Here is a 20,347-nt window from a genome sequence, read left to right as displayed (position 1 = left end):
CGACGGTGAGCGCGGCGCTCACCAGTTCGGCCGTCGTAACCCCGCCTCCTCGATGAGTTCCTTCCACCGCTTTTGGACCGTCAACCGTGAGACGTCGGCGGCGGCCGCCACGTCGCCCTGCGAGCGCCGGTCGCCCTCGATGAGCGCGCCGACGTAGACGCTCGCGGCGAGCGTCGCACGCTTGGAACGCTCGGCCTCGGGGAGCGTCGAGAGGAAGAGATCGGTCGCACGCGAGCGCGCCGCGGCCCCCAGGTCGAGGCGGTCGGCCGTCCGTTCGAGCGTCGTCAGCCACTCCTCGTTCTCGACCTGGTCGCGCGCGCGGAACATGTTCGAACCTGTACGCCGCGAGCGCATAGGGGTTGCGCCCCGGAGCGACACCTTCTTTGTACGCATCGCGGTAGGTGGAGGTGCGCGCGGGTAGCCAAGCCAGGAAACGGCGCAGCGCTTAGGACGCTGTCTCGTAGGAGTCCGCCGGTTCGAATCCGGTCCCGCGCATTCTGCTGCGAACGACGTGAGCAGCGAATGGGTTACGAACGGATTCGAAGCAGGGAGCGAGCGACGCGAGCGACCGGGGTTCGAATCCGGTCCCACGCACTCACCCGATGCGGTCTTACGGGGAAACACCACGAATCTTGTCGATAGCAACGATCGGAATCCCGAGGATCGTAGCGATGAGACTGACCGCGGCGAGTGATTGAATCGTAGCGACGATCACCATCGTGAGCATCAACACGATCGGGACCGGGTCAGCGAACGTCAGATCCTGAATCGTGGTAATTTCAATCCCAGCTAAGTACTGATTCCGAACGTAGGCCGACACCGCCAAGACGACCGAGCACACGACGAACATCGTCGGTATCCGCCACAACGGGGAGCGAGGAACTCGGCGACCGACCCCGTATACTACGCTCGTGAACGCTATAAGACTGAACACTGCCGTGCCAGTGAGGAGGAGCAGGAACACCACTGGGTCGTTCAGTGTGACCAAGTGCGTGACTGAGAGGATTAACAGCCCGGTGAAACCGGTGAAAACAGTCAACGTCCAGTTATGGAGTTGCATGTGCGCGCGGCGAAGGTCAGTCCACGTCCCGAATTCGTTCCGCATCGACCAGTAGATAAGGAATAGTATGAGTAACGCGAGTCCAAGCGAAGCAGTGTACCCGGCTTTCAGCATCAATTCAGCATCCGTTATCGGTCCGGGTTGTGCTCGTGAGAGGTACGCGGCGACGGCGACGAACACGCCCATTGTGCCGAACAGCGAGGATCTATCATCGATGAATTCGGCGAGACAAAACTCATCACTGTTTGTGTCAGTGTCACATGTTTGATTGTCTGCTCCGATCATACGTTCCTCCGACTTATCCGGCTATTGTAATGTAACCGGTGGTTCAGAAAATCGGGTCACTGAAGTTAACGCTAATCTCTAGACTTTCTCCGATTCTTAGATCATACTCATCCAGTTACCGAGTTCGTTCGTAGACTCGTGGTGAATGTACCGGAGCATCAACTTCCATCGGCCTCACAGTTTCTTCAGGACGTACGCTACCGCGCCTAACCAGACCGTTTCCGGGACTGCAGCGTGGGAGCAGCTCACGTGTGTAGTCGATCACTGTGTCTGAGAAGTGCGCGACGGGCCCGGGACCCCGATACTCGATAGTCTTGATGGTGACCGGCCGTTTGTCAGCAGTCCCTCACAATCAAGGGAATCCTCGCCCCCACTGTCCCGTATCGAGCCCATCCACCGACTCGATGTACTCCTGCGAATTATCGGTTGATAATGCCGCCAGCACATGCTTCTCGACGACGTTCTTCACTCCGCGTTTCTCCTCGAATAGCATCTCTTTCGGCCGGTCAACGACCGTTTCGCACTGGGGGCACAACCACACGCGTCGCTTGAACACGACGAATTTCGTTTTGTTCCGGCGGAGCATCTCAGTCTGGCAGTTCGGGCAGCACGCCCCCTTCTCGATGTACGCGTACCGTGTACTGCCGCGCCGCCGTTCACCGAACGTCACGTACCAGTCCGCACCGTACTGTCGGATGACACCGTGCCAAATCAGCTTACTTGGACGTGACGGGACACTGAATGCTCCCGGTGAGTTACTTTTCTGAATCTCTCGCCGCCGGTCTACGAGCGAGGAAACGACCCCGATGATGTAGCTCACGCCGAAGTACACGGGAGCAATGAGCACTACGGTTAACGCGCCGGTTCGCAGTATCGGGTCGGTAAGTACGACGGCGAAGACTTCGCTGTTGATCGAGTCGAAGGGGACGACAGCGTTGAGGAGGATTCCGCCGATTACGGACGGGAGAAGACCCCAGACAACCCATCGCCCAACATCAGACATGATGTACAGGGTTATAGTCGCGAGCCAAAGTGGTTTCGGAGCGATAGGAGGAACGCATTCGCATCAAGTAGGAGTGTCCGAGAACCCATGGAACCCCGATATCCCAACTCGCTTACGGACTGTGACATCGCCCCGGACGACGCACTCGTCACCGAGGTCAGTCCATCCGGAACGAGTCGAGCACGTCGGGGTCGACGTCGACACCGATGCCCGGAGCGTCGGGGATGGGAACCGAGTTCCCGTCGTTCGTGACCGGGTCGACCGCCAGGTCGTCGCGGATGGGGTTGGGCGTGCGGTCGAACTCGAGCATCGGTTCGCCGGGGATGGTCGCGAGCACCTGGAGGCTGGCGGCGAGCGCGACGGCGCTGCCGAAGACATGGGGGATGCACTGGACGTTGTGGGCGTCCGAGAGCGTGGCGACGCGCCGAGTCGAGGTGAGTCCCCCCGCGCTCGTCACGTCCGGCTGGGTCACGCCGACGGCGCCGGCGTCGAGGACGCGCGCGAACTCGTGTTCGAACGCCCAGCACTCGCCACCCGCCAGCGGGACGTCGAGTTCCCGGTTGAGCAGCGCGTAGTTGTCGACGGCGTGCGGGCGGACGGGTTCTTCGAGCCAGTAGACGCCGAGGTCGCTCAGTCGCTCGCCGACCCGGCGGGCCGTCGCGAGGTCGTAGGCGTGGTTGGCGTCGGTCATCAGGCGGACGTCGTCGCCGACGGCCTCGCGGATGGCGGCGACGAGTTCGACGTCTTCGCGCCACCCCCACGGGAAGTCGGGGTGGCGCTGGAAGCCGATCTTGTTCTTCAGCGCGTCGAAGCCGGCGTCGACGTGCCCGGTCGCCTCCGCCACGACCCGCTCCTTCAGCGTCTCGAAGTCGTCGACCTCGGTCCAGAAGTGACCGGTCGCGTACGCCCGGACGCTGTCGCGACGGCGCCCGCCGAGCAGGTCCGAGACGGGCAGACCGAGGGACTTGCCGTAGGCGTCCCAGAGGGCGATGTCGACCCCGCCGACGACGCTCGCCGGGGTGTAGGAGTGGTACGACCCGGTCAGCTTGAACACGAGGTCGTCGTGAATCTGCTCGACGTTCCGCACGTCCCGGCCCTCCAGCCAGGGTGCGACGTACTCCTCGACGATTTCGCGGTTGCCGGCGACCGGCCCCCAGCACTCGCCCCACCCGGTGACGCCCTCGTCGGTCGTGACCCTGACGAGACAGTACTCCCGGCTCGATATCCACTTCTGCGCGATGGCGATTCGCTCGTCCAGCTCGCGGTGAATCGGAATCGCCTCTACGCTAGAGATTTGCACGCCCGGCGAATGTCCGGACCCGCTGATGAAGGTTTCTGTTCACAGTCCGGGAGAGAAAACCATATCCATTTTACACTTTGAGAATGTGCAAATAACCACACCTACTTTCATCGCTCAGAGAGTGCAAACAGCAGAATATAAAATAGAACCACTAATACCAGAGTTACCGCAGTACCAATCACCAATGAGAATGCAATGTTCGTGGAGTCAATCGATTGGTGCACGGAAAACAAAGCCGAAAGCGCCTGTATACTTGTAGCTACCACCAACACGAACGTGAGTTTTGTCAATACCTTATTCGCGTCTTTTTGCTCTTCAACAATCTTGTGTCGCTGCTCCCTCATCTGCCGTTCATGAATTACTGCGAAGCCCTTCTCGGTCAATCCTCCAGAAATAAATTCCGCCTCGTCTCCCTGAACCCCTCCCCGATTAAAAATCGGCGACATGTCAACTAGCCCCGTTCTTCTCAGATAGTCGAGGGCGCCACGCACCTCATGGCTTGTCAGGTCCGTGGATTTTTGCAACGTATCAACCAAGTCCCCAGACATCCTCCGTCTCTTCTTGATGCTACTCGGAAACGCAACCGAGTTATCGGCGGCTCTTTGCGCTTCGTGAAGTGCAGCCAGAACTATCGCCCAATCCGGTTCCTCCGACATTCGGTGATGTGTAGACTTTCTTGCAAGGACATGAGTCTACTGTCTGTAGAACGATTTTCGCTCTATTTCGCAATCGCGACGTGATGCTTCGTCACCGTCTATCTCTTTTTGTCAGTCGTTCAGGTGCGACTGGTCGAACCGACTCGGCGTCAACCGGAGTTCGTCGAGGCCGGGGAGGTGTTTGACGTTGTAGACGAGTTTCGTGTTCTCGGTGATGGGCGCGGTGATACACGAGAGGCGGATGCCGCGGTCTATCATCTCCGGCGGGAGGATGTGACCGCTCGGCATCGGAATCTCGCCTTCCACGACGGCGACCGCGCAGTTGCTACAGGCGCCGCCGCGACAGGCGTAGGGCCAGGTGAACCCGCACTCCTCGGCGGATTCGAGGAGGTAGTCGGAGGGGTGGACCGAGAACTGGCCGTGGTCGGCCGGGTCGAGGTCGGCGGCGGCCGCCTTCTCGAAGAGGTCGTCGTCGTTCAACTCCCAGCCGTGGTCCCGCAGCACCTCGTAGTTGAGGTACTCCACGGTGACGCCCACCTCCTCGCTCTCGTCGTCGCTCTCCCCGTCACCGTCGTCTTCCTCCCCGGTCGCGTCGCGCTCCGAGTCGGTGTCGGCCGCGTCGCCGTCGAGTTCGACGTCCAGCGCGGCCGGGTCCTCGCCGTCCTGGAGTCGTCGATAGGCGCGCCGGACCTGCTGGAACTCCGCGGCGGACCCGCCGTGGTCCGGGTGGGCCTCGAGGACCCGTCTGCGGTACGCACGTTCGACTTCCTCATCGTCTGCCTCGGTGTCTATCCCTAGAACGTCGGACGGGGACTCCACACGTACCGATAGGTAATCGGGGACATAAAATCCTCTCCCCCCGGCAACGTCACCGGTCCCGTCGGCGTCCTCCCGAGCGATGTCGGGTGCGACCCCATCGCTCGCAAGAGATACCATCTCAGCTGTCGTTACTGCGCGCATGAATTCGGACGTTCATCCGTGGTTCGACGGGTTCGCCGGCGTCGTCGTCGGAACCCTCGGTCTCCTCGTCTCCCTCTTCGGCCTCACACTCGTCGGGGCGTCGGTCCTCGGCGGCCTCTGGGTCGCGGCCATCGGCGGGGCACTCTGCTGTGCCGTCCTCGTCGCGTCGACGACGGGACGACGACTCCTCCGACTCCCGGCCGGGAGCGGTACCGCCGCGGCCGCGGGCTTCGTGACGGTGTCGCTCACCCTCGCCGTCGCGTTCGTGCTCGTCAACTGGGCGACGTTCTCCTGAGCGGTACCATCTGCTATTCCCCCCACTCGTGGCGAGATTACCCTCGGCTACCCGGTCTCCGACCGCTCTCGCTGCGCGAACCGACACTCCCTGCTCGCGTCGTACGCATGTCAGACGTGCGAACGTCGTTCACAAAGGTTTTTGACGTACTCCTCGGAGGTACGAAGTATGTCTGCGCTGGGTGACCTGCTGGACGGCATCGTTGAGGGTGTCGACGTCGTGTTTCTCTTCTCACCGAGCGCCTCTACGTACGACCAGTTCGTCGAATCGGAGGAATCGGACGACGCGGAGGCCGTCGTCGTCGCACTCGACAACACCGTCGACGCGGCACAGTTCGTCGAACTCCCTCTCGCGTTCGCCGAGGTGACCGAGCGTATCCGCTTCGGACTGGAAGGCGCGCTCGACCGGGGGTACGTCGAGGAGGGCGACAGCGTCGCCTGCGCGACGAAGCTCTTCGACGAGACCATCGACACGGTGACGCGCGTCAGGGTCGGCGAGTTCGCCCACTCGGGCGTCTACGACCTGTTCACCAACTCCCGGGCCGAACCGGAGGTCATCCGGGACGTCCTCGACGTGGTCATCGAACTCGGGCGCAAGGGCCAGAAGGGCAAGCCCGTCGGCGCGCTGTTCGTCGTCGGCGACGCCGGCAAGGTGATGAACAAGTCCCGTTCGCTGTCGTACAACCCCTTCGAGAAGTCCCACGTCCACGTCGGCGACCCCATCGTGACCGTGATGCTGAAGGAGTTCTCGCGGCTCGACGGCGCGTTCGTCATCAGCGACTCGGGGAAGATCGTCTCCGCCTACCGCTACCTCGAACCCTCCGCCGAGGGCGTCGACATCCCGAAGGGTCTCGGCACGCGCCACATGGCCGCCGGCGCCATCACCCGCGACACGAACGCCATCGCCATCGTCCTCTCGGAGAGCGACGGCCTCGTCCGGGCGTTCAGCGGCGGCGAACTGATATTCGAACTCGACCCGGAGGAGTACTGAGATGCTCCAGGTGCGCGAGTTCGCGCGCGAGGTGGTCCGGCTCGGCTCGGAGTCGCTCGTCCCCATCCTCGTCCTGCTGTTCGGGCTGGCGCTCGGCTTCCTCGTCGGGCGACTGACGCGCCGGTTGCTCGTCGCCACCGGCGTCCCCGAGGCCGTCGAGGGGACGGCCTTCGAGCGGGCGGCCCAGCGCCTCGGCACCTCGACGGTCGGTCTCGTCGCCACGCTCGTCACGCTGTTCATCTACCTCGCGACCATCGGCGCCGCCCTCGAACTCGAAGGGTTCCTCGAGACGCGCCTCTCGCTGATGGCGTTCGTCAGCTACATCCCCCGGGTGTTCGCCGCCGTGCTGGTGCTCATCGTCGGCCTCATCGTCGCCGACAAGGTCGAACTCGTGGTCAGGGAACGGCTCCGCGGGGTGAAACTCACCGAGGTGAACGTCCTCCCGCTCGGGGTCAAGTACAGCGTCATCTACATCGCACTCGTCGTCGCGCTCGCGACGCTCGGCCTGCCCGTGGCCGCGCTCCTCGTCCTCCTCGGCGGGTACTTCTTCGCCGTCGTCGTCCTCGCCGCGCTCGCGCTCCGGGACGTCCTCCCCGCCGCCGCCGCCGGCGTCTTCCTCCTGCTCACCCAGCCCTACGGCATCGGCGACCAGGTGGAGGTCGACGGGCGACAGGGCATCGTCCAGGAGGTCGGCGTCTTCGTCACCTACGTCGAGGACGACGGCGCGGAGTTCATCGTCCCCAACCACCTCGTCTTCCAGTCGGGCATCGTCAGGGTCCGGGACTGACCCCCTCGACGCTTCCGGTCGCGTTACTCGTCGCGTTCGACCGGTCGCGCGGGCACGCCCGCGACGGTCACTCCCGGTGGGACGTCCTCCGTGACCAGCGAGTTGGCCGCCACCTGCGCGTCGGCGCCGACGGTGACGCCCGGGAGGACCGTCGCGCGCGCGCCCACCATCGCTCGCTCGCCGATCTCGACCGCTCCCAGACGGTACTCGTCCTGAAGGAACTCGTGACAGAGCAGGACGGCGTCGTAGCCGACGATACAGTCGTCGCGCAGGGTGACGCGCTCGGGCCAGAACACGTCCGGCGTCGCCTCCAGCCCCCACGAGACCCCCTCGCCGACGGTGACGCCGATGCGTCGCAGCGCCCACGAGCGGAGGCGCAGGCTCGGCGCGAGTCGCGCGAGCAGGACGAAGACGTAGTTCACCATCACGCGAAGGGGTGACTTCGCGTCGGTCCAGCCCCGCAGCGAGTTGCGCGGCCCCGGCGTCGGGACCCGCTCCAACCGGTCGTGACGGCGCGTGTCGTCGCTCACCTGCGAGGGTAGGGAGAGCGTCGGCTTGAACCCGTGGGGGTCGCGTCGTCCCCACCGGAGCGTGACCTACCCGCGCAGTTCCTCGACGTGCTCGATGCGCCGCTGGACGAGCGCGTCGGTGCCGATGTCGTGGCGGACGTGGAGACCCTCCTCGCCGGCGGCGAGGGCGTCCTCGGCGATGGTCTCGGCCTCGGCGATGGAGTCGGCGACGCCGACGACGGCGAACGACCGCGAGGTGGTGGTGTAGAGACCGTCCTCGCGCTCGTCGACGCTGGCGTAGAAGAGCAGGGCGTCGCCCGCGCTCTCCTCGTCCACCTCGATGCGCGCGCCCGCCTCGGGGTCCGTCGGGTAGCCCGCCGGGACGGCGTACTTACACACCGTCGCTCTGGCGTCGAAGGCGAGTTCGGGCAGCGGGTCGCCCTCGCGCGCGGCGACGAGCACGTCGAGGAACGGGGTCTCGAGGACGGGGAGGGTGTTCATCGCCTCGGGGTCGCCGAAGCGGGCGTTGAACTCGACGACGCTCACGCCCGCCGCGGTGAGCATGAACTGCCCGTAGAGGACGCCCGTGTAGTCGTCGAGGGCTTCCACAGTAGCCTCGATGATGGCCACGGCGTCGTCGTAGTCGTCCTCGGTCATGAACGGGAGCGCGACGGCGGCGTCGCTGTAACTGCCCATCCCGCCGGTGTTCGGCCCCTCGTCGCCCTCGTAGGCGCGCTTGTGGTCCTGGACGGCGGGCGCGGTGCGCACCTCGCCGTTCGCGACGAGCGCCTGGACGGTGAACTCCTCGCCGACGAGGCGCTCCTCGAGGACGACGCGGTCGTACCCCTCCTCCCTGAGATAGGCCTTCGCCTCCTCCTTCGTCACCTGGTCGCCGGTCACCGTGACGCCCTTCCCCCCGGTGAGGCCCGTCGGCTTCACCGCCAGGTCGCCGTCGGAGGCGTCGACGTACTCGCAGGCCCGCTCCATATCGTCGAACGTCTCGAAGTCGGGACAGCCGGGGATGTCGTGCTCGCGCATGAACCGCCGCTGGAACGCCTTGTCCGTCTCGATGCGGGCCTGTTCGGCGTGCGGCCCGAACGGGAAGACGCCCGAATCCGCGAGCGCGTCCGCGACGCCCGCCGCCAGCGGCGCCTCGGGACCGACCACCGCGAGGGTCGCGCCGACCTCCTCGGCGTAGGCGACCACCGCGTCCGGGTGGGTCTCGTCGAGTTGTTCGACGCCGTCGGCGAGGCGCGCGATGCCGGGGTTACGGTTGCTCGCGCAGGCGTAGAGCGCGCAATCGTCGGCCAGCGCGCGCGCGATGGCGTGTTCGCGGCCGCCGCCGCCGACCAGCAGCACGGTCTCTGACATGCCCGAACCCGGAGCGCACGAAAGTGTAAAGGTTGCTCTTTCAGCGGTGGAAGGAATACACGTTCGTGCCTACGTTCGAGGGAGAGGCGGGCGCTTTAGTCGCCGTGTGGCGTACCGGTACCCATGACCGACGCCGCCGGCCGCAACCGACTCGACGAGGAGGAGAGTCCGTACCTCAGACAGCACGCGGACAACCCCGTCGACTGGCAGCCGTGGGACGAGGACGCCCTCGCAGAGGCCCGCGAGCGGGACGTCCCCATCTTCCTCTCCATCGGCTACTCGGCGTGTCACTGGTGTCACGTGATGGCCGAGGAGAGCTTCGAGGACGAGGCCGTCGCCGAGGTGCTCAACGAGGAGTTCGTCCCCATCAAGGTCGACCGCGAGGAGCGTCCGGACCTCGACAGCCTCTACATCAACATCTGCCAGATGGTCCGCGGGAACGCGGGGTGGCCGCTGTCGGCGTGGCTCACGCCCGAGGGGAAACCGTTCTTCGTGGGGACGTACTTCCCACCGGAGCCGAAACGCGGGATGCCCGGCTTCCGCGACCTGCTCACCGACATCGCCGGCTCGTGGAACGACCCCGAGGACCGCGAGGAGATGCGCACGCGCGCCGAGCAGTGGACCCGCGCCATCGAGGACGAACTGGAGTCCGTCCCCGACGGCCCCGGCGACGCGCCCGACGAGGGCCTGCTCGAACGGGCGGCCGAGGCGGCCGTCCGCGGCGCCGACCGGGAGCACGGCGGGTTCGGCCGGGGACAGAAGTTCCCCCACCCCGGCCGCGTCCACGTGCTGCTCAGGGCGGCCGACCGCACCGGGAGGGAGGTCTACCGCGACGTCGCGAGCGAGACGCTCGCCGCGATGGCGAACCGCGGGCTCTACGACCACGTCGGCGGCGGCTTCCACCGGTACACGACCGACCGGTCGTGGACCGTCCCGCACTTCGAGAAGATGCTCTACGACCAGGCTGAACTCGTCCGGGCGATGCTCGCCGGCTTCCAGGCGACCGGGACCGCGCGCTACCGGCACGTCGCGAGCGAGACGCTCGGGTTCGTCGAGCGCGAACTCACCCACGACGAGGGGGGGTTCTTCTCGACGCTCGACGCCCGGAGCGGCGGCGAGGAGGGGACGTTCTACGTCTGGACGCCCGAGGCGGTCCACGACGCCGTCGACGACGAGACGGCCGCCGACCTCTTCTGTGCCTACTACGGCGTCACGGAGTCGGGCAACTTCGAGGAGGGGACGACGGTCCTGACCGTCTCCGCGACGGTCGACGACCTCGCCGAGCGCTTCGACCTCCCGGAGGCGGCCGTCAGGGAGAACCTCGAAGCCGCCGAGGACGCCGTCGCCGACGCGCGCGGGGAGCGCGAGCGCCCACCGCGCGACGAGAAGGTGCTCGCGGGCTGGAACGGGCTGATGATATCGGCGTTCGCGGAGGGGGCGCTCGTCTGTGAGGACCGTTCCGCCGAGGCCGCGACCGACGCCCTGGCGTTCGTCAGGGAACACCTCTGGGACGAGGAGGACGGGACGTTGACCCGTCGGTACAAGGACGGCGACGCCGCCATCGCCGGCTACCTGGAGGACTACGCCTTCCTCGGGCGCGGCGCGCTGAACTGCTACGAGGCGACCGGCGAGGTCGAACACCTCGCGTTCGCCCGCGACCTCGCCCGGGCCACCGTCCGCGAGTTCTGGGACGAGGAGCGCGGGACGCTCTACTTCACGCCCGCGAGCGGCGAGTCGCTCGTCGCGCGTCCGCAGGAACTCACCGACCAGTCGACGCCCTCCAGCGCGGGGGTCGCCGCCTCGCTGCTGCTCGCGCTCGACGGCTTCTTCCCGGAGGAGGGGTTCGAGGCCGTCGCCGAGGGCGTCCTGGAGACGCACGGTGGCCGACTCGAGAGCGACCCGCTCCAGCACGCGTCGCTGGCGCTCGCGGCGGACGAGTACACCGCGGGACACGTCGAACTCACCGTCGCCGCAGACGGGTGGCCGCCCGCGTGGCGCGACCGACTCGCGACTACCTACCTCCCGCGTCGCCTGCTCGCCCCGCGTCCGCCGACGCCCGACGGACTGGACGGCTGGCTCGACGCCCTGGGTCTCGCGTCGGCGCCGCCCCTGTGGGCGTCGCGCGACGCCGAGAACGGCGCGCCGACCGCGTACCTCTGTGAGGGGTTCGCGTGTTCGCCCCCGCGGACGAACATCGAGAACGCACTGGCGTGGCGCGAGCGGTAGGGGGCGTCGAATCGCGCTCGGGCGGGTTTCGGAACACCCCCTCGCCGACGACACAGCAGCCGACGAGCGACGCGCCGGCGAGCGTGCCGTGGAGCGGGACGGCGGTGACGTACCAGACGGCGACTGCCGCCGCGAACGCGCCCGGAACGGCGAGCAACAGCAGGTCGTAGCGCGACAGCGACCGCACCGCCTCGCGAGCGCGTCCGACCGACTCGGTCCTATCGTCGTCGTCGCGTTCCTGCATCCGATTCACCCGGACGGGAGGACTGGCGGCTCGGCGGTGTGGGTTCGGCTTGCGCGGGCAGGGCCCCGTTTCGACCGACTACGAGCGCTCGTCGAGCGCGTCGGCGACGTAGACGGCCGCGGGGCGGTCGGCCGACTCCACGTACCGGAGGAGTTCCTCGCCGTCGCGTTCGACGACGACGGTCGGGATGCGCTCGATGTCGTACGCCTCGACCTGCGGACCGACCTTGCTCCCGTCGTCCTCCTTCTCCACCGCGAAGTCCTCGATACGGTCCTCGGAGACGTCGGCCGCGTGGAGCGCGGCGGCGAAGTCGGGCAGTTGCGCCCGGCAGTCCTTGCACCAGTCGCCACCCCACACCTTGTAGGTCACGTCGTCGTGTTCGCGGAGCGTCTCGACGGTCTCCTCGTAGGCGTCCGGCGACCAGACCGGGTTGGGCGACATCGTCTCCAGGTTCATGGTCGAAACGTCTCGTCGCCGGCGGCTTAACGCCCCCGTTCTCGGGCGTGGTTCACGAACGAGTACAGCCCCTCACAGCGCCGCTTCGAGTTCCTCTCGCAGCAAGTGACGGTGACAGCGTTTCCCCTCTCCCTCGAAACAGACCAGTACGACGTCCTCGCCGTCGCGGACCCGCGCCGCGAGCGCCGCGAGCGCCTCGCCGGCCTCGGGCGTACTCTCGAGGTGGTCGCGGTAGCGCTCCTCGAAGTCGGTGTCCTCCCAGGCGGCGTTGTGGGCGCCCTCCTCACAGAGCCCGCGCGTCTGGTAGTCGTCGCGGTGGGCGCGCACGGCGTCGAGGAGTTCGGGCGGCGGGCCGAGTTCGGGGTAGTTCTCGTCGACGCTCCCGAGGAACCACCGCGTCGGGCGCCTGACGACCCCGACGAGCGTCTCCTCGTCCGTCACCCCGGCGAGGTCGTGCTGGAGCGCCGCCAGGTAGGTCTCCGATACCGTGCCACTCGCGCTCATGGCACGTGCTCTCGGCGCGAGTGAAATACCTGTTGCGGTCGGGTGCCCTCGGGGACGGCGTCCGCCACGTCTTTACTCGTCGCCGCGGAACTCGCTCGCATGAAGGACTCCATCCTCGACACGATCGGGTCGCCGCTCGTCCGGGTCGCCTCGCCGCCCGGCGCCACGGTGGCGGCGAAGGTCGAGTCGAAGAACCCGGGCGGGTCGGCGAAGGACCGCCCGGCGCTGGCGATGGTCGAGGCCGCCGAACGCGCGGGGGAACTCTCGCCCGGCGACCGCCTCGTCGAGCCCACCAGCGGAAACACCGGCATCGGACTGGCGATGGTCGCCGCCGCGAAGGGCTACGACATGACCATCGTCATGTCCTCCTCGATGTCGCCCGAGCGCCGACGCATCATGCGCGCCTACGGCGCCGACATCGAACTCGTCGACGGCGACATCTCCGAGGCGAAGGACCGCGCCGACGAACTCGAAGAAGAGGAGGGGATGGTCCAGCTCCGCCAGTTCGAGAACGCCGCCAACCCCGAGGCCCACTACCGGACGACGGCCGAGGAGATACTCGACCAGGTCGGCGACCGGGACGTGGACGCGCTCGTCGCCGGCGTCGGCACGGGCGGGACGCTCTCCGGTATCGCCCGCCGCCTGCGCGAGGCGTTTCCCGAGATGGAGGTCGTCGCCGTCGAACCCGAGGACAACGCCGTCATCTCCACCGGCGAGGGCGGTCACGACGACTTCCAGGGGATGGGCCCGGGCTTCCTCAGTCCGAACCTCGCCGTCGACCTGGTCGACTCCGTCGAGACGGTGACCGTCGACGCCGCCGAGGCGGAGTGTCGCCGTCTCGCCCGCGAGGAGGGCATCCTGGTCGGGCAGTCCTCCGGCGCGTCGAACCTCGCCGCCCGTCGGGTCGCGGCCCGCCTCGCGGACGGCGACGCCGACTGCCCGGACGGCCCCGAGGCGCCCGAACCCGACCAGCCCTCCCAGCAGCGCCCCGTCGTCCGTCCCGACGGCGGCGCGGGCGACTGCCCGCTCGTCGTCACCGTCTTCTGGGACAGCGGCGAGCGCTACATGTCGACCGGGATGTTCGACTGACCTATACCTCGTCCAGTCGGTCCGCCACCTGCTGTAACTGTGCGCGGCGTTCCTCGACCGCCTCCTCGCGGAGCCACCGCTCGTCGTCCGTCTCGTAGGCCACGTCGGGGACGGGGGTCGGCGTGCCCGTCTCGTCCAGCGCGACGAACGTGAGGAACGAACTCGTCGTCTCGCGGTCCGGGTCACCGGTTCGCGGGTTCTCGGCGTGGACGTCCACCTTCACGTCGAGGCTGGTGCGGCCCGTCGAGAAGACGTACGCACGCACGACCGCCACCTCGCCCAGTTCGATGGCGGAGATGAAGTCGACGTGGTCCATCGACGCCGTGACGACCTGGTTGCCGGCGAAGCGCATCGCGGCGATGGCCCCGCAGATGTCCATCCAGTTCAACACGGCGCCCCCGAGCGCGCGGCCGAGGTTGTTCGTGTCGTTGGGCAACAGGAGTTCGGTCATCTCGGTGTACGAGGACGCGAGCGGCACCGGGTCCATGCTCCCGCGTCGCGGCCGAGGGGGTTAAGCGACGGGTTCGGCGACCGAAATGGTTTCAGACGATGTATACTTTGATTACGTGATTAACTCGAAAATTTATATATCAGGAGTGCTAAGAATCGGTGTCGGTCGTACGGCGTGGTGTGGCCTCCCACGGCCAGGGGGGCACCGTGGCGCTCCACGTCTCGCTCCCGCCCGTCGGGAGGCCCGCCGTGCGACACAACCCACAGCGCATGTCCCGAAACGCCCCATCACACATGGAGTACAGCCCCACGAGCGTCGACGTGACGGTCGGCGACGACGACCTCGCGGAACTGCTCGTCTACGCGATGGAGGAGACCCTCGGTGACGACGCGCCCGCGACCCTGTACGACGTCGTCGACCCCGACGCCCTGGACGCGCTGTTCGCCCCCCGGTTCAACGGCGCCTGCCGACCCGACGGAGCGGTCGTCCTCGACTACGAGGACCGTACCTTCGTCGTCGACAGCGCCGGGTCGGTCGTCGTCGAGTAACGCCGCCCGTCGGGCGGCGTACCGACGGCGACACTGGTATGAAGGCTGAACGGATAGCCAGTAGCAATGAGTGAGCAGGCCCCGGAGCGGGGGTCCGTCACGGTCGTCGGCACGGCCCACGTCTCCGCGGAGAGCGTCGAGGAAGTCGAGGACGCCATCGAGGCCGAGCGCCCCGACGTCGTCGCCGTCGAACTCGACGAGGGGCGATATCGACAACTGCGCGGCGACGGCCCCGAGGACCTCGACGCGAGCGACCTCCTCCACGGCAACACCGTCTTTCAGTTCCTCGCGTACTGGGTGCTCTCCTACGTGCAGGCGCGGATGGGCGACGAGTTCGACATCACGCCCGGCGCCGACATGCTCGCGGCCGTCGAGACGGCGGAGCGACTCGGCCTCGGCATCGCGCTCGTCGACCGCGACATCCAGGTCACGATTCAGCGCTTCTGGGCGCGCCTCACGGGCAGAGAGAAGGTCTCGCTGATGGGCGGCCTCGTCATGAGCGTCGCACCGCCCCCACAGGTCGGCGCCGCCGTCGGTGCCACCGTCGGCCTCCTCGTGGGCGTCCTCCTCGGGACGTTCGGCGCGGGAACGCTCGGCCTCGACGCCGCCGCGGCCTCGCTCGGTTCCGCCGCTGGCGCCGTCGGCGCGCTCGTCGTCGGCGCCGGCATCGCGCTCGCGCTCCTCGCGTTCGCGGGGTCGCTCCTGCCCGGCGGCCTCGCCGAACGCCTCGCCGTCAGCCTCGGCCTCGGCGTCCTCGCCGGGATGGGCCTCTGGTTGACCGGCGGCCTCGTCGTCGGTCCACTCGACCTCTCCCCCGACGCGTTCGTCTCGCTCGGGCGGGGCGCGACGACGCTCGCGCTCGGCGTGGGCGTCGGTATCGCCGTCCTCGGGGGTATCGGGACGCTCCTCGGGATGGCGCTCGACGCCAGCGTCGAGGAGCCCGACGCCGAGCAACTGGAGATGAGCGACCTCACCGACAGCGACGTGGTGAGCGTCATGATGGAGGAGTTCCGCCGGTTCTCCCCCGGCGGGGCGGAGGCGCTCATCGACGAGCGCGACGCCTTCATCGCCCACAAACTCGTCGGCCTCCGCGAACAGGGCAAGTCCGTCGTCGCCGTCGTCGGCGCGGGCCACCGGGAGGGCATCGAACGCTACCTCGACCGGCCGGAGACGCTCCCCGAGATGGGGTCGCTGACGGGCGTCCAGAAGACCAGACGTTTCTCGCCGTACAAACTCGTCGGCTACCTGTTCACCCTCGGGTTCCTCGTCTTCTTCGTCCTCATCGGGATGGCGGGCGTCCGCGACACGTTCCTCCTCCAGTTGTTCGGCGCGTGGTTCCTCGTCAACGGGGCGTTCGCCTTCGCGCTGGCGCGCATCGCCGGCGCCCACAACCTGAGCGCGCTCGTCGGCGGCGCCGTCGCCTGGCTCACCAGCCTCAACCCGCTGCTCGCACCCGGCTGGTTCGCCGGCTACGTCGAACTGCGCTACACGTCGGTCAACGTCGCGGACATCGGGACGCTCAACGAACTCCTGAAGGACGAGGAGCGCCCGCTGGAGGACCTCTTGCGCGACCTCCGACAGGTGCCGCTGTTCAAGCTCATCCTCGTCGTCGCGTTCACCAACATCGGGAGCACCGTCGCGAGCTTCCTGTTCGCGTTCGTCCTCCTCCCCGCGCTGTTCAGCGGGCAGGGCATCTCCACCGCGGGCGAGGTGGCGGACCTCATGCTCCAGGGGGCGCGAAACAGCGTCGACCTCCTCCTCGGAGGGTTCCGCTGAATGCGCTTCAGCCCCCGGGAGGTCGTCGACCTCGTCGCGGCGTGGCTGGCGCTCGGCGTCGCGTTCACCTTCTTCCTCGACCGACGCCTCGCCTTCGGCCTGCTCTCGGGGAGCGTCGCCCCGCTTCAGGCGGCCGACACGCTCGTCGTCAGTATGCTCACCGTCGGCATCGGCTTCCTGCTCCACGAACTCGCGCACAAGGTCGTCGCGGTTCGCTTCGGTCAGCTCGCCGAGTTCCGCGCCGACTACGGGATGCTCGCGCTCGCCATCGGGGCGGGGCTCGCGGGGTTCCTGTTCGCCGCCCCCGGCGCCGTCTACCACGGCGGGCGACCCGTCACCTCCCGGCAGGTCGGACTCATCGCGCTGGCCGGTCCGGCGACGAACGTCCTCCTCGCCGGCCTGTTCGTCCCCCTGCTCGCGGTGGGGCCACTCGTCGGCGTCGGCCAACTCGGCGTCACCATCAACCTCATCCTCGCCGGGTTCAACATGATCCCCTTCGGTCCGCTCGACGGTCGGAAGGTGCTCAGCTGGAACTCCCTCGTGTTCGCCCTCTCGTTCGTCGTCTGTGCGGGGCTAGCGCTGTTCTCGCTCGTGTTCGTCGGCACCGGGTTCTAGCCCCTTCCGACGCACTTTTCCCCACCCCTCCCGCGCTCTCGGCCATGAGCGAGGACGCCGGGACCGACGGGAGCGAGGACGACGAGGAGCGGCTGACCTACGCGGACGCGGGCGTCGACATCGCCGACAGCGAGGCGGCGACGGCGGCGCTCGTCGGCGCGGTCGGCGAGTTCGAGGGCGACTACGCGGGGCTGGTCGACATCGGCGACCGCTACCTCGCGCTCGCCACCGACGGCGTCGGGACGAAACTCCTCGTCGCCGAGGCGCTCGGCGACTTCTCGACCATCGGCATCGACTGCATCGCGATGAACGTCAACGACCTCGTCGCGGCGGGCGTCGAACCCGTCGCCTTCGTCGACTACATCGCCGTCGACGTCCCCGACGACGACGTGGCCGAGCAGGTCGGGACGGGCCTCGCGACGGGGGCCGCCGAGGCCGACGTCGCGCTCGTCGGCGGGGAGACGGCCGTCATGCCAGACGTGGTGAAGGGCCTCGACCTCGCGGGGACCTGCGCCGGCCTCGCGCCGAAGGATGCGCTGTTCCCCGGCGAGGCAGAGGCGGGCGACGCGCTCGTCGGCTTCCCCGCCAGCGGTATCCACTCGAACGGCCTCACCCTCGCCCGGCAGGCCGCCACCCGGAACCACGACTACACGGACGCCTTCCCGCTCGACGAGTCGAAGACCGTCGGGGAGGTGCTGCTCGAACCGACGCGGATCTACACCGACCTGCTCGCTCCCCTGCGCGAGCACGACGCGCGCGCCGCCGCCCACGTCACCGGCGGCGGCTGGACGAACCTGCTCCGGATGGGCGCACACGACTACGTCGTCGACGACCCCTTCGACCCGAACCCCGTCTTCGAGTTCGTCGCGAGCGAGGGGAACGTCGACCGCGAGGAGATGTACCGCACGTTCAACATGGGCACCGGCTTCGTCGCCGCGCTCTCGCCCGCGGACGCAGACGCCCTCGTCGAGGCGACCGAGGAGGGCCGCCGTATCGGGACCGTCGAGGAGGCCGACGGCGAGGTGGGGACCGTCGAGGTGGCCGGGCTGACCCTCTCGTAGCCGCGCTGCGCTACCTGACCGCCACGACCGGCACGGGCGACTCTCGAATCACCGTCTCCGCGACGCTCCCGAGCAGCGCCTTCCGGGCCGCCGACCGGCCGTGCGTCCCCACGACGACCACGTCGACGTCGTGGTCCGCGGCGTACTGGACGACCCGGTCGTGGACCCGACCGACCGCGGCCGCGGTCCGGACGCTCCCTCCTTCCTCGCTCGCGACCCTCTCGGCGCGCTCGAACAGGCCCGCCGCGAGGTCGCGTTCCGCTTCCAGCCAGTCCTCCCACTCGTGGGGGTCGTTCCCCCATCCACTCATCGCCGTCGGGTCGCGCTCCTGGTCGACCACGTAGAGCGCGGTCACCTCGTCGTCGGGGAACTCGTGGGTGGCGAAGCGGAGGGCGCGGTCCGCGAGCGGCGAGCCGTCGTAGGCGACGAGTACGTGTCGAGTCATGTGGAGGGGGACGACGGCCGTGGACAAAGCTATCGCTCTACGTACAGGTATCGGGAGAACTCACGGCAGGAGAACGGTCCGCGGTGCGGCGGGAGGCGTCTACAGGACCTCGTCGAAGTCCTTGTGGCCGTTGATGTCGACGCCCTCGTCGGTGACCTCCGCGAGGAAGACGCCGTTGCCGGAGCCGGTGTCGCGCTCGACGGCGGCCTTGACGGCGCTCGCGGCGACCTGCTTCGCCTCGTCGTTCGAGAGCCCCTCGCGGTACTCGCGTTCGAGCGTCCCGTAGGCGACGGTGAGGCCCGACCCGGTGACGGTGTAGTCGTCCTCCATGACGCCGCCGGCGGGGTCGATGGAGTAGACGTGGTGCCCCTCGTCGTCGACGCCGCCGAGGATGGGGTTGATGGCGAAGAAGGGCCCGCCGCGGGCGAAGTTCCCCGCGAGCGTGGCGAGCGCGCTGATGCTCATGGGTTCGCCGCGGCGCGACTCGTAGAGGTTCACCTCGGCGCGCAGCGACCGGATGAACGACTGGGCGCCGCCGACGCTCCCGACGAGGGTGAGCGCGCCGGTCGGGTGAATCTGCTCGACCTTCTGGACGTTCTTGTTCGAGACGAACCGGCCGCCGAGCGAGGCGCGCATGTCCGTCGCGATGACGACGCCGTCGGTGGTCGTGATACCGACCGTCGTGGTCCCGGTCTGGTTGACCTTCTCCGCGTCCTTGCCGGAGAGGTCGGGCAGCGACCCCACCTCGGGTTCGTAGATGGGCACCTCGTAGTCACGCCGGTCGAAGTCGAACGCCGACTGGTTCTGGCGGTTCATTACCATCCGCTACCCGTCCTGCGCTGATAAAAGCACCCCTTCGGTCGACCGCGCGCTTACTCCAGAAGCTCCGTAGACCGCTCGTAGGCGTCGCCGAGGCGGGTCACCACCCGGTGGACCGGGAGGAACGGCAGGCCGACCCGGCGGGCGACCATCGCGACGGGGAGGAGCATCAGCCCCACGAACAGCGCGAGTTGGTACAGGGCGAGCAGCGTCAGCGACCGCAACCGTTCGAACACCATCTGATACTCGGTGTCAGCACCATGGTATGTAATAAGCGTTGTGGCGCACGCGATGGCACGGTACCGGAACCCACAACGTCCCCGTCTGTCGATTCAAGTCGATTTGTGTCCGCCACAACCGGAGTGGAAACGTGTCGCGGGATGGATGTAACCGGCTCCGAGGAGTTCGACAGTATCCCGATAAGTTATCGGATGAATCGCGGTGACGTGCGCGCCGACGCCGCCAAACCACAAAGCCCGATAGCGCCGAGCGACGAGGGGGAATATGACGAACTACTTGGTCGCCATGGAGGCGGCGTGGCTGGTCCGAGACGTCGGTGCCATCGACGACGCCATCGGCGTCGCCGTCAGCGAGGCGGGCAAACGACTGAACCAGCGGGACATGGACTACGTCGAGGTCGAAGTCGGCGGCACGCCCTGTCCCGCCTGCGGGGAGACGTTCGACTCGGCATTTATCGCCGCCGACACCGCGCTCGTCGGCCTCCTCCTCGAGATGAAGGTGTTCAACGCCGACGGCGAGCAACACGCCCAGCGCATCGCCAAGAGCGAGATCGGCGGCGCCCTCCGCGACGTCCCGCTCAAGGTCATCGAGACGTTCGAACTCGACGAGGAGGAGGACTGAGACGGCGAACCACAAACGACTTGCCGGTCGGGCGGA

The 20,347-nt window shown here is 67.6% G+C and carries 24 protein-coding genes, 1 tRNA gene and 1 pseudogene; 11 read left to right on the top strand and 15 right to left on the bottom strand.

Annotated elements, in window-relative coordinates:
* Positions 1 to 18 precede the first annotated feature (18 nt).
* Positions 19 to 327 (bottom strand): cyclin family protein, encoded by a 309-nt coding sequence (locus P1Y20_RS03820; RefSeq protein ID WP_304447328.1) that lies wholly within the window; start codon positions 325 to 327, stop codon positions 19 to 21.
* Between the two features lie 84 nt (positions 328 to 411).
* Here P1Y20_RS03820 and P1Y20_RS03815 point away from each other — a divergent pair.
* Positions 412 to 495, top strand: a tRNA-Leu gene (locus P1Y20_RS03815).
* A gap of 115 nt (positions 496 to 610) precedes the next feature.
* On the opposite strand, the gene P1Y20_RS03810 is transcribed toward P1Y20_RS03815, so the two are convergent.
* The 5 genes from P1Y20_RS03810 to fer form a co-directional block, all read right to left on the bottom strand.
* Positions 611 to 1,345 carry a hypothetical protein gene (locus P1Y20_RS03810; protein ID WP_304447327.1) on the bottom strand — a complete coding sequence of 245 codons (735 nt, stop codon included), beginning with the start codon at positions 1,343 to 1,345 and terminating at the stop codon, positions 611 to 613.
* Positions 1,346 to 1,697: 352 nt separating this feature from the next.
* The gene (locus P1Y20_RS03805; RefSeq protein WP_304447326.1) at positions 1,698 to 2,348 is read right to left on the bottom strand and encodes a hypothetical protein; all 651 of its coding nucleotides are present in this window, start codon (positions 2,346 to 2,348) and stop codon (positions 1,698 to 1,700) included.
* Positions 2,349 to 2,505: 157 nt separating this feature from the next.
* A complete protein-coding gene (locus P1Y20_RS03800; RefSeq protein ID WP_304447325.1) occupies positions 2,506 to 3,648 on the bottom strand; it encodes a mandelate racemase/muconate lactonizing enzyme family protein in 1,143 nt (380 codons plus the stop codon).
* A 107-nt stretch (positions 3,649 to 3,755) separates the two neighbouring features.
* Entirely contained in the window at positions 3,756 to 4,304 is a 549-nt protein-coding gene (locus tag P1Y20_RS03795) for a hypothetical protein (RefSeq protein ID WP_304447324.1), read from the bottom strand.
* Between the two features lie 111 nt (positions 4,305 to 4,415).
* Entirely contained in the window at positions 4,416 to 5,123 is a 708-nt protein-coding gene (fer, locus tag P1Y20_RS03790; RefSeq protein ID WP_304447323.1) for a ferredoxin Fer, read from the bottom strand.
* A 139-nt stretch (positions 5,124 to 5,262) separates the two neighbouring features.
* On the opposite strand from fer, the gene P1Y20_RS03785 reads away from it, so the two are divergent.
* The 3 genes from P1Y20_RS03785 (at position 5,263) to P1Y20_RS03775 (ending at position 7,336) form a co-directional block, all read left to right on the top strand.
* Positions 5,263 to 5,559, top strand: a complete 297-nt coding sequence (locus P1Y20_RS03785) for a hypothetical protein (RefSeq protein ID WP_304447322.1) — start codon at positions 5,263 to 5,265, stop codon at positions 5,557 to 5,559.
* Between the two features lie 168 nt (positions 5,560 to 5,727).
* Positions 5,728 to 6,549: a diadenylate cyclase DacZ gene (gene dacZ, locus P1Y20_RS03780; protein ID WP_304447321.1), complete on the top strand. Its 822-nt coding sequence runs from the start codon at positions 5,728 to 5,730 to the stop codon at positions 6,547 to 6,549.
* A 1-nt stretch (position 6,550) separates the two neighbouring features.
* Positions 6,551 to 7,336, top strand: coding sequence for a mechanosensitive ion channel domain-containing protein (locus tag P1Y20_RS03775; protein ID WP_304447320.1), 786 nt, complete (start codon positions 6,551 to 6,553; stop codon positions 7,334 to 7,336).
* 23 nt (positions 7,337 to 7,359) lie between these two features.
* Here P1Y20_RS03775 and P1Y20_RS03770 read toward each other — a convergent pair whose 3' ends face one another.
* Both P1Y20_RS03770 and purD read right to left on the bottom strand, forming a co-directional pair.
* On the bottom strand, positions 7,360 to 7,866 hold the full coding sequence (locus P1Y20_RS03770) for an acyltransferase (RefSeq protein ID WP_304447319.1): 507 nt from the start codon (positions 7,864 to 7,866) through the stop codon (positions 7,360 to 7,362).
* A 66-nt stretch (positions 7,867 to 7,932) separates the two neighbouring features.
* The gene (gene purD / locus P1Y20_RS03765; RefSeq protein WP_304447318.1) at positions 7,933 to 9,216 is read right to left on the bottom strand and encodes a phosphoribosylamine--glycine ligase; all 1,284 of its coding nucleotides are present in this window, start codon (positions 9,214 to 9,216) and stop codon (positions 7,933 to 7,935) included.
* 123 nt (positions 9,217 to 9,339) lie between these two features.
* On the opposite strand from purD, the gene P1Y20_RS03760 reads away from it, so the two are divergent.
* Entirely contained in the window at positions 9,340 to 11,442 is a 2,103-nt protein-coding gene (locus tag P1Y20_RS03760) for a thioredoxin domain-containing protein (RefSeq protein ID WP_304447317.1), read from the top strand.
* 31 nt (positions 11,443 to 11,473) lie between these two features.
* Here the strand turns inward: P1Y20_RS03760 and P1Y20_RS18880 are convergent.
* The 3 genes and pseudogenes from P1Y20_RS18880 to P1Y20_RS03750 form a co-directional block, all read right to left on the bottom strand.
* Positions 11,474 to 11,686, bottom strand: a pseudogene (locus P1Y20_RS18880) (DUF8015 family protein); the annotation flags it as partial.
* Positions 11,687 to 11,764: 78 nt separating this feature from the next.
* A complete protein-coding gene (locus tag P1Y20_RS03755; RefSeq protein ID WP_304447316.1) occupies positions 11,765 to 12,142 on the bottom strand; it encodes a peroxiredoxin family protein in 378 nt (125 codons plus the stop codon).
* A 72-nt stretch (positions 12,143 to 12,214) separates the two neighbouring features.
* Positions 12,215 to 12,646: a DUF488 family protein, N3 subclade gene (locus P1Y20_RS03750; RefSeq protein ID WP_304447315.1), complete on the bottom strand. Its 432-nt coding sequence runs from the start codon at positions 12,644 to 12,646 to the stop codon at positions 12,215 to 12,217.
* 99 nt (positions 12,647 to 12,745) lie between these two features.
* Between P1Y20_RS03750 and P1Y20_RS03745 the strand changes: the two genes are divergently transcribed.
* Positions 12,746 to 13,735, top strand: a complete 990-nt coding sequence (locus P1Y20_RS03745; RefSeq protein WP_304447314.1) for a PLP-dependent cysteine synthase family protein — start codon at positions 12,746 to 12,748, stop codon at positions 13,733 to 13,735.
* A gap of 1 nt (position 13,736) precedes the next feature.
* On the opposite strand, the gene P1Y20_RS03740 is transcribed toward P1Y20_RS03745, so the two are convergent.
* Positions 13,737 to 14,222 (bottom strand): acyl-CoA thioesterase, encoded by a 486-nt coding sequence (locus P1Y20_RS03740; protein ID WP_304447313.1) that lies wholly within the window; start codon positions 14,220 to 14,222, stop codon positions 13,737 to 13,739.
* Between the two features lie 257 nt (positions 14,223 to 14,479).
* Here P1Y20_RS03740 and P1Y20_RS03735 point away from each other — a divergent pair, with 257 nt between their 5' ends.
* From P1Y20_RS03735 to purM, 4 genes are all read left to right on the top strand, one after another.
* Positions 14,480 to 14,734: a HalOD1 output domain-containing protein gene (locus P1Y20_RS03735; protein WP_304447312.1), complete on the top strand. Its 255-nt coding sequence runs from the start codon at positions 14,480 to 14,482 to the stop codon at positions 14,732 to 14,734.
* 66 nt (positions 14,735 to 14,800) lie between these two features.
* Complete coding sequence (locus tag P1Y20_RS03730) at positions 14,801 to 16,510, top strand: TraB/GumN family protein (protein WP_304447311.1); 1,710 nt, start codon at positions 14,801 to 14,803, stop codon at positions 16,508 to 16,510.
* Positions 16,511 to 17,125 (top strand): zinc metalloprotease, encoded by a 615-nt coding sequence (locus P1Y20_RS03725; protein ID WP_304447310.1) that lies wholly within the window; start codon positions 16,511 to 16,513, stop codon positions 17,123 to 17,125.
* Between the two features lie 44 nt (positions 17,126 to 17,169).
* Entirely contained in the window at positions 17,170 to 18,186 is a 1,017-nt protein-coding gene (gene purM, locus P1Y20_RS03720; RefSeq protein ID WP_304447309.1) for a phosphoribosylformylglycinamidine cyclo-ligase, read from the top strand.
* Positions 18,187 to 18,196: 10 nt separating this feature from the next.
* On the opposite strand, the gene P1Y20_RS03715 is transcribed toward purM, so the two are convergent.
* From P1Y20_RS03715 to P1Y20_RS03705, 3 genes are all read right to left on the bottom strand, one after another.
* On the bottom strand, positions 18,197 to 18,631 hold the full coding sequence (locus tag P1Y20_RS03715; RefSeq protein WP_304447308.1) for a universal stress protein: 435 nt from the start codon (positions 18,629 to 18,631) through the stop codon (positions 18,197 to 18,199).
* 99 nt (positions 18,632 to 18,730) lie between these two features.
* The gene (gene psmB, locus P1Y20_RS03710; RefSeq protein ID WP_304447307.1) at positions 18,731 to 19,447 is read right to left on the bottom strand and encodes an archaeal proteasome endopeptidase complex subunit beta; all 717 of its coding nucleotides are present in this window, start codon (positions 19,445 to 19,447) and stop codon (positions 18,731 to 18,733) included.
* 56 nt (positions 19,448 to 19,503) lie between these two features.
* Complete coding sequence (locus tag P1Y20_RS03705; RefSeq protein WP_379737005.1) at positions 19,504 to 19,689, bottom strand: hypothetical protein; 186 nt, start codon at positions 19,687 to 19,689, stop codon at positions 19,504 to 19,506.
* A gap of 265 nt (positions 19,690 to 19,954) precedes the next feature.
* Between P1Y20_RS03705 and P1Y20_RS03700 the strand changes: the two genes are divergently transcribed.
* Entirely contained in the window at positions 19,955 to 20,311 is a 357-nt protein-coding gene (locus P1Y20_RS03700) for a DUF555 domain-containing protein (RefSeq protein ID WP_304447306.1), read from the top strand.
* Positions 20,312 to 20,347 lie beyond the last annotated feature (36 nt).

The sequence above is a fragment of the Halomarina ordinaria genome, from assembly GCF_030553305.1.
GTDB lineage: Archaea > Halobacteriota > Halobacteria > Halobacteriales > Haloarculaceae > Halomarina > Halomarina ordinaria.
The sequence above is the reverse complement of the archived record's forward strand: the minus strand, read 5'-3'. Positions and strand labels throughout refer to the sequence as shown.

Coding starts and splice junctions, on each gene's coding strand:
- P1Y20_RS03820 (WP_304447328.1), bottom strand. CDS start 327: ATGTTCCGCGCGCGCGACCAGGTCGAGAACGAGGAGTGGCTGACGACG.
- P1Y20_RS03810 (WP_304447327.1), bottom strand. CDS start 1,345: ATGATCGGAGCAGACAATCAAACATGTGACACTGACACAAACAGTGAT.
- P1Y20_RS03805 (WP_304447326.1), bottom strand. CDS start 2,348: ATGTCTGATGTTGGGCGATGGGTTGTCTGGGGTCTTCTCCCGTCCGTA.
- P1Y20_RS03795 (WP_304447324.1), bottom strand. CDS start 4,304: ATGTCGGAGGAACCGGATTGGGCGATAGTTCTGGCTGCACTTCACGAA.
- P1Y20_RS03785 (WP_304447322.1), top strand. CDS start 5,263: ATGAATTCGGACGTTCATCCGTGGTTCGACGGGTTCGCCGGCGTCGTC.
- dacZ (WP_304447321.1), top strand. CDS start 5,728: ATGTCTGCGCTGGGTGACCTGCTGGACGGCATCGTTGAGGGTGTCGAC.
- P1Y20_RS03775 (WP_304447320.1), top strand. CDS start 6,551: ATGCTCCAGGTGCGCGAGTTCGCGCGCGAGGTGGTCCGGCTCGGCTCG.
- purD (WP_304447318.1), bottom strand. CDS start 9,216: ATGTCAGAGACCGTGCTGCTGGTCGGCGGCGGCGGCCGCGAACACGCC.
- P1Y20_RS03760 (WP_304447317.1), top strand. CDS start 9,340: ATGACCGACGCCGCCGGCCGCAACCGACTCGACGAGGAGGAGAGTCCG.
- P1Y20_RS03755 (WP_304447316.1), bottom strand. CDS start 12,142: ATGAACCTGGAGACGATGTCGCCCAACCCGGTCTGGTCGCCGGACGCC.
- P1Y20_RS03750 (WP_304447315.1), bottom strand. CDS start 12,646: ATGAGCGCGAGTGGCACGGTATCGGAGACCTACCTGGCGGCGCTCCAG.
- P1Y20_RS03745 (WP_304447314.1), top strand. CDS start 12,746: ATGAAGGACTCCATCCTCGACACGATCGGGTCGCCGCTCGTCCGGGTC.
- P1Y20_RS03740 (WP_304447313.1), bottom strand. CDS start 14,222: ATGGACCCGGTGCCGCTCGCGTCCTCGTACACCGAGATGACCGAACTC.
- P1Y20_RS03735 (WP_304447312.1), top strand. CDS start 14,480: ATGGAGTACAGCCCCACGAGCGTCGACGTGACGGTCGGCGACGACGAC.
- P1Y20_RS03730 (WP_304447311.1), top strand. CDS start 14,801: ATGAGTGAGCAGGCCCCGGAGCGGGGGTCCGTCACGGTCGTCGGCACG.
- P1Y20_RS03725 (WP_304447310.1), top strand. CDS start 16,511: ATGCGCTTCAGCCCCCGGGAGGTCGTCGACCTCGTCGCGGCGTGGCTG.
- purM (WP_304447309.1), top strand. CDS start 17,170: ATGAGCGAGGACGCCGGGACCGACGGGAGCGAGGACGACGAGGAGCGG.
- P1Y20_RS03715 (WP_304447308.1), bottom strand. CDS start 18,631: ATGACTCGACACGTACTCGTCGCCTACGACGGCTCGCCGCTCGCGGAC.
- psmB (WP_304447307.1), bottom strand. CDS start 19,447: ATGAACCGCCAGAACCAGTCGGCGTTCGACTTCGACCGGCGTGACTAC.
- P1Y20_RS03705 (WP_379737005.1), bottom strand. CDS start 19,689: ATGGTGTTCGAACGGTTGCGGTCGCTGACGCTGCTCGCCCTGTACCAA.
- P1Y20_RS03700 (WP_304447306.1), top strand. CDS start 19,955: ATGACGAACTACTTGGTCGCCATGGAGGCGGCGTGGCTGGTCCGAGAC.